This is a genomic window from Polaromonas sp. (assembly GCF_018780625.1).
Taxonomy (GTDB): Bacteria; Pseudomonadota; Gammaproteobacteria; order Burkholderiales; family Burkholderiaceae_C; genus Polaromonas.
Genome location: NZ_JADMJK010000001.1, coordinates 4,344 through 10,542, shown reverse-complemented (window position 1 = coordinate 10,542; position 6,199 = coordinate 4,344). Strand labels below are relative to the sequence as shown.

Sequence of the window (6,199 nt, the reverse complement as noted above, 5' to 3'; positions counted from 1 at the left end):
CAGGCCCAGACGATGGTGCCGGCAACGCCCCAGCGCACGGCCGAAGCCCGCCGGGTCGAGCCCACGCCCACAATCGACCCCGTGACCAAGCCGCTGAAACCCGCCTTGGCGAGCACGGCACCCACAATGCGGCCAATCAGGGCGTGCGAAGAACTGCTGGGAATGCCGTAAAATCAGGTCACGAAGTTCCAGGCGATGGCACCCGTCAGCGCACCAAACACCACGTGGGTATCCACAATGCCCGGCTGTGCAATGCCCTTGCCCACGGTGGCTGCAACGCTCAGATGAAAGATGAAAATGGCGATCAGGTTAAAAAGGCGGCAAACACCACCGCCTGACCCGGCTTGAGCACCCCGGTCGACACCACCGTGGCAATCGACTTGGCTGCATCATGAAAGCCATTCATGAAGTCAAAATAATGGCCATGCCGACCAGCAGCAGCACCACCCACAAGGCTGTCTGGGCTTCAATCATGGCTTGAAGCCCCGCACCTCAGCAACCAGCGACACGCCTGCAAACAGGGCGGGCATCACGAGTTTTCGAGGACGATGCCCTCAATCAGGTTGGCCACGTCCTCGCACTTGTCCGTGATGGTTTCCAGCAGTTCGTAAACGGCCTTGAGCTTGATGACTTCCCGCACGTCGGGCTCTTCCCGAAACAGGCGGCTCATGGCAGAGCGCATCACGCGGTCCGCATCCGATTCGAGCTGGTCAATCTCTTCACAGGTCTTGAGTGCCGCCTCGGCGGTTGCGGGATCACGGACTTTTCCAATCAAGGCCACCGCATCCTTGAGCCGCTCGCAACACCTGACGCTCAGATCGGTCAGGTGAATAATTTCGCTGGTCATGTGCCGCACGTCGTACAGCGCCATGGTTTCGGCGGAGTCCTGGATCAGATCGGCCACGTCGTCCATGGTGTTGATCAGCGAGTGGATCTGCTCACGGTCTATGGGCGTGATGAAGGTCTTGTGCAGCGTGCGGTTGACTTCCTGCGTGATGCGATCGGCAGCGCGTTCGGCTTTGTCGACTTCCAGGTTATAGGCCGCGCGCTTTTCCACATCGCTGTAGTTGGCAACCAGCAGCGAAAAGGCGTGGGCAGCCTCCACGATGCGCTCGGCATGCTGGTTGAACAGCTCGAAAAAATTGCCTTCTCGGGGCAGAAACTTGCCAAACAGCATGGACATCCTAATGAATTCAGTCAGAAATATGGCGTTTTTGCCTGCGAAAGTTTAACCGCGCCCCCGCCGCGCGCAGGCCCAGCCCGGGACACGATGCCAGCGAATTCATGCGGTGATCTTGGCGCGCAGCGTGCCCGCCCACGCCGCATTGAAAGGCAGCCACGGCCAGCGGCGCAAGGCCGCGTTACTTGACGCTGACGGCGTCCGTGATCCGGTAATACAGTCCATAGGAATCGTCGTTCAAGATCTGAAAGCGCCCCTCGACCACCACCGGCTCCATGCTGTATTTGACCGGCGTTCTGGTCTTGACCTCGACCATGCTTTCAGGGCCGCCGGGTGTACAAAACGCGCAGGTGAGCGGCACCGACGACAGCAGGAAATGCCGCTGCGCCGCACCCGGCTCCAGCGGCATCATGAAGCCCTGGATACGCAGGGTTTTCTGGTGAAGGGCCAGTTGATTGGCGGTGAACACCGGAAGAATCCGGTTTTTCTCAATTTTGGTTTTGACTGAGGTCAGATGCGACCACGGCACCACGTCGTCCCTGGCCGACAGTGGCGCAAACGGGCTGTTGGCGCCGTGAACGCCGGCCCCCTGCCCTGCGGGCAGATCCAGTCCTCGCGGCGCGGATGCGGCGGGCTTGGGGCTGCCAGGCGCAATGGGCGATGACAGCGTCTGGGCCCCTGCACCAGCGCTCAGCAAGCAGCAGCAGGCCAGTCCGGCGACCGTCATCCTGCGGCGCGCCGACGAATCGGCAAAAAAAATATGGTTCATGCGCATGGTGCTACCTTGATTGAAGAAGTTCAAACACACTGACCCGGTAGGTTTCCCAGGCGGGCAACAGCGCAGACGCCAGCGCGACTCCCAGCGCCAGCGCCGGCACGCCGAGCAACTCGACCGGCCAGGCCATCGCGCCGATCATGACTGATTTGTCAAGCTGCAACGCCCAGCCCAGCAGCGCGACCAAACCCTGGCCCGCCAGCACGCCCGGCACAATGGCCAGCAAGGCCAGCCAAAGCGCCTCGCACAGCAGCAGGCCGGCCACCTTGCGCGGCGGCGCGCCCAGCATGCGCAGCAGCGCCAGGTCGGCCCGGCGCTCGCGCACGGCGCCCCACAGCGCAATGAAAACGCTCAGCCCCGCCGTCAGCAGCAACACGCCGGCCAGCGCCCGCAGCACATCCAGCCCCACGCCCAGCATGCTGAGCAGGCGCGTGATTTCCAGCGCAGGCGCGGCAGCCTGCATCCCGGTGGTGGTGTTGATGAAGCGCGGAAACGTCACCGCAGCCAGCGGTGTCCTGTACTCGATCAGCGCCAGCGTCACCTCGCGCTCGCGCGCCCTGGTCTGGCGGTCCTTGTCGCCTGGCGCGGCATCAGCGTCGTGCACCTGCCAGACGGATTCCAGCGATGTGAGGACCAGCCGGTCCAGCACCGAACCCGTGGGTGCAAGGATGCCGGTGACGGTATACGGGCTCTCTTCATGAGCGTCTGCGCCTGCGCCTACGCTGGACACCAGGCCGTGCGCGCCGGAGAAGGTGTCTCCCACCTTGAGCCCGCTTTGCTGGGCGACGCGGGCCCCCAGCACGGCCTGCATGGGCGAGCGCCACAGCACGCCCTGCGCAAGTTCCGCTGCGTAGTGGGTGACATAGTCGGGCGTGGTGCCCACGATACGAAAGCCCCTGAAACTGTCGCCCATGCTGATGGGAATCACGCTGGCCACCTGCGGATGCGCCTGCAGCGTTTGAACGGCGGCCAGCGGGATGTTGCCGGTCGGCAGGTCGAGCTGGAACACGCCCGACAGGATCAGCTGCATCGGGCTGCCCTTGGCGCCTACCACCACGTCAATGCCGGCCAGGTCGCGCTCAAACGCGCTGTTGATCTGGTGGCTGACCAGCAGCAAAAACGTGATGGATGCCAGTCCGAGGCTGAGCAGCAGCAAATTGAGCGCCGCCGCGAGCGGCCTGGACCACAGGAAGCGCCAGGAAAACGCTATTGTTTTCATAGCTTTTTAAGTCCTAAAAATAAGGACTCCAGGCCTTTTTCGCTTGAATTTTCAGAAAAAAACCTGGCCACGCGGGCGTCGTGCGTCGCAATCACCAGCGTCGCGCCTTCGCGGCTTGCGGTGGCCTGCAGCAGCGCCAGCGACGCCGCCGCCGCTTCGTCATCCAGGCTGGCCGTGGGTTCGTCGGCCAGAATCACTTGGGGCTGCAGCAAGATCGCCCGCGCCAGGGCGACGCGCTGGGCCTGCCCACCCGAAAGCTGCGCCGGTCTGCGATGGGCCAGATCCTGTACGCCAAGCGCCTCCAGCGCCTCGGTGATGCGCTGGCCGTCCTGGTTCTGGCCTGCGGCCCACTGTGCCATGGCCAGGTTGTCATGCACGCTGAGCGCCCCGCTCAGGTGCAGTTTTTGCGGCAAGAATCCCACGGTTCTGGCGCGCCAGGCATCCAGCGCCGCATTTTTCAGGGATTCACCGCCTTCGCCCAGCGACTGCCCCGCCACCTCGATCTGCCCGGCTGTGGCGCGCACCAGCCCCGCCGCCAAGGCCAGCCAGGTGGATTTGCCAGAGCCGGACGGCCCGCCCAGCAGCAGCACGCCGCCCTGCGGGACATCGACATCCGGGAAAGCCAGCGTCGGCCCCTTCGGATAGCGGTAGGCCAGCTGCCGGGTTCGGATCACGGCGCGGCCTCGGGTGCACTGGTGGCGCAGTCGACGCAGACACCGCGCACCGCAAAGTCCATGCTCATGCCCTGGTAGCCCAGCGCCTTCAGGGCCGTCAGCGCCGACTGCGCGGCGCGTTCCAGATCGTCGGCATTGGCCATCAGCGCGCCCGCCAGCGGGCTGTCGCGGTGGCAACTCTGGCATTCAAAGTGCGGCATGGCATGCACGCTGGCCGGCATGGCCTGGTAGCGGCGCACCCGGCTGGCATCGACGCGGCACAGCAGCAGCCCGACCTGCGTCAGCCGGTCAATCAGCCGGTACAAGGTGACGCGGTCCAGCGCCGACGGTCCCTCGCCGCTCAGCGCGGTCTGCAACTGCGCGTGGGTGTAACTGGTGTCGGGGTGCGCCAGCAGCCAGCCCAGCACCAGCCGCGCCGCCGCCGTGCGCCGCAGGCCGTGGGCCGACAACAGCGCGTCAATGGGGTCGATAGCGGCTGATTCAGGAGCGTGGACAGATGCCATGACGTGACCTTCAATAATGCAATTAAGTTGCGTTAGAATCTATTGCAATCAAGTTGCATTATTACCGCAACTGGCGATTTTCCGGCTTTCATTTTGGAAAAACCATGACCCCGCCTATTCCCTCCTCGCCTCGCCCCGTCCGTTCACACGTGGGCAGCGTGCTCGCCTGGCCGGCCTGGCTGCGGGTGCTCGCGGTCTTGCCGGCGGTGGCGCTGCTGTGGCTGGCAGTGGCCTGGGCCCAGCTGGAGGTGGCGCCGTGGTGAGCGCCAGCCCGGTGGTGTCGCTGCACAACCTGACTGTCAGCTACCGCCGGCACCCGGCCTTGCACCACATCAGCGGCAACTTTGTGCCGGGCTCGCTGACCGCCGTGATCGGGCCCAATGGCTCGGGCAAAAGCACACTGCTCAAAAGCATCGTCGGCCTGCTGCCGATCGAAGGCGGACGCGCCGGCGGCGCTCTGACCGTTGCGCCGGCGCGCGAGCGCATCGCCTATCTGCCGCAAGTGGCCGACATCGACCGCAGCTTTCCGATCGACGTGCGCGACTGCGTGCTGCTGGGCTGCTGGGGCAGCACCCAGGCGTGGGGCGCCGTCAGCCGCGCCATGCTGGAGCGGGTCGATGCTGCGCTGTGCGCCGTGGGGCTCGAAGGCTTTGAGCGCCGCGCTATCGGCAGCCTGTCCAGCGGCCAGCTGCAGCGGGTGATGTTTGCACGCATGCTGGTGCAGGATGCCGAGCTGATTTTGCTCGACGAGCCCTTCAACGCGGTCGACGCCAAGACCACCGCCGCGCTGCTCGCGCTGGTGCGGCAGTGGCACCAGCAGCAACGCACCGTGATTGCCGTACTGCACGACGACAGCCTGGTGCGCCAGTATTTCCCGCAAACCCTGCTGCTGGCCCGCGAACTGGTGGGCTGGGGCGCCACGGCGGAGGTGCTGACCGAACCCCATTTGCAGCGCGCCCGCGCCATGGCCGAGGCTTGGGACGAGGCCGCCGAACGGTGCGACATCGACACCCTCGCCGCGCAAAAGACCGCAGCGTGATGGCGCTCGCCGCCTGGCTGTGGGACACGGCCTTTGCCCCATTTGCTGAATTTGCCTTCATGCGCCGCGCACTCGTCGCCACGCTGGCCCTGTCGCTCAGCGCTGCGCCGCTGGGCGTGTTTTTAACGCTGCGGCGCATGAGCCTGCTGGGCGACGCGCTCAGCCATGCCGTGCTGCCGGGCGTTGCGATCGGCTTCATGCTGAGCGGCCTGTCGCTGACCGCGATGGCGCTGGGCGGCGTGGCCGCCGGCATGCTGGTGGCCGCCCTTGCCGGGCTGGTCACCCGCTTCACCACACTCAAGGAAGACGCCAGCCTGGCTGCGATTTACCTGGTGGCGCTGGCGCTGGGCGTGATGCTGATCTCGGGCCACGGCACCCAGTTGGACCTGCTGCACATCCTGTTTGGCAGCGCGCTGGGCGTGAACCATGAGGGCCTGCTGATGGTGGCCTGCGTGGCCAGCGTCAGCGTGCTGCTGCTGGCCGCCATGTACCGCGGCCTGGTGCTGGAAAGCTTTGACCCGGTGTTCCTGGGCGCGGCCGGGCGGCGCGGCTGGCTCTGGCAGCAGGTTTTTTTGATGCTGGTCGTGGTCAACCTGGTGGCCGGCTTCCAGACCCTGGGCACGCTGATGGCGGTGGGGCTGATGATGCTGCCCGCCGTGTCGAGCCGGCTCTGGCACGACACGCTGCCGGCGCAGCTGGTCAACGCCAGCGTGCAGGCCATGCTGGCCAGCAGCACCGGGCTGCTGCTGTCCTACCACCTTGACACGCCTTCGGGCCCAACCATCATTGGCTGCGCCGGGGCGCTGTAC

The 6,199-nt window shown here is 65.4% G+C and carries 8 protein-coding genes and 1 pseudogene; 3 read left to right on the top strand and 6 right to left on the bottom strand.

Going from position 1 to position 6,199, the window contains the following annotated elements:
- Window positions 1-95: 95 nt before the first annotated feature.
- From IV091_RS00080 to IV091_RS00055, 6 genes and pseudogenes are all read right to left on the bottom strand, one after another.
- Window positions 96-474 (bottom strand): annotated as a pseudogene (locus IV091_RS00080) (inorganic phosphate transporter); the annotation flags it as partial.
- Window positions 475-529: 55 nt separating this feature from the next.
- Window positions 530-1,177 carry a DUF47 domain-containing protein gene (locus tag IV091_RS00075; protein WP_293463821.1) on the bottom strand — a complete coding sequence of 216 codons (648 nt, stop codon included), beginning with the start codon at window positions 1,175-1,177 and terminating at the stop codon, window positions 530-532.
- Window positions 1,178-1,361: 184 nt separating this feature from the next.
- Window positions 1,362-1,907, bottom strand: coding sequence for a DUF3299 domain-containing protein (locus IV091_RS00070; RefSeq protein WP_293463819.1), 546 nt, complete (start codon window positions 1,905-1,907; stop codon window positions 1,362-1,364).
- A gap of 52 nt (window positions 1,908-1,959) precedes the next feature.
- Window positions 1,960-3,174 carry an FtsX-like permease family protein gene (locus IV091_RS00065; RefSeq protein WP_293463758.1) on the bottom strand — a complete coding sequence of 405 codons (1,215 nt, stop codon included), beginning with the start codon at window positions 3,172-3,174 and terminating at the stop codon, window positions 1,960-1,962.
- Window positions 3,171-3,848, bottom strand: coding sequence for an ATP-binding cassette domain-containing protein (locus IV091_RS00060; RefSeq protein ID WP_293463755.1), 678 nt, complete (start codon window positions 3,846-3,848; stop codon window positions 3,171-3,173). The genes IV091_RS00065 and IV091_RS00060 overlap by 4 nt, the downstream gene beginning before the upstream one ends.
- The gene (locus tag IV091_RS00055) at window positions 3,845-4,351 is read right to left on the bottom strand and encodes a Fur family transcriptional regulator (RefSeq protein WP_293463752.1); all 507 of its coding nucleotides are present in this window, start codon (window positions 4,349-4,351) and stop codon (window positions 3,845-3,847) included. Before IV091_RS00055 ends, IV091_RS00060 begins: the two co-directional genes overlap by 4 nt.
- Window positions 4,352-4,455: 104 nt before the next feature.
- Here IV091_RS00055 and IV091_RS00050 point away from each other — a divergent pair, with 104 nt between their 5' ends.
- The 3 genes from IV091_RS00050 to IV091_RS00040 all read left to right on the top strand — a co-directional run.
- On the top strand, window positions 4,456-4,614 hold the full coding sequence (locus IV091_RS00050) for a hypothetical protein (protein WP_293463749.1): 159 nt from the start codon (window positions 4,456-4,458) through the stop codon (window positions 4,612-4,614).
- On the top strand, window positions 4,608-5,390 hold the full coding sequence (locus IV091_RS00045) for a metal ABC transporter ATP-binding protein (RefSeq protein ID WP_293463746.1): 783 nt from the start codon (window positions 4,608-4,610) through the stop codon (window positions 5,388-5,390). Before IV091_RS00050 ends, IV091_RS00045 begins: the two co-directional genes overlap by 7 nt.
- Window positions 5,390-6,199 (top strand): metal ABC transporter permease (locus IV091_RS00040; RefSeq protein WP_293463818.1); only part of this gene is annotated, 810 nt, incomplete at its 3' end. The genes IV091_RS00045 and IV091_RS00040, both read left to right, overlap by 1 nt.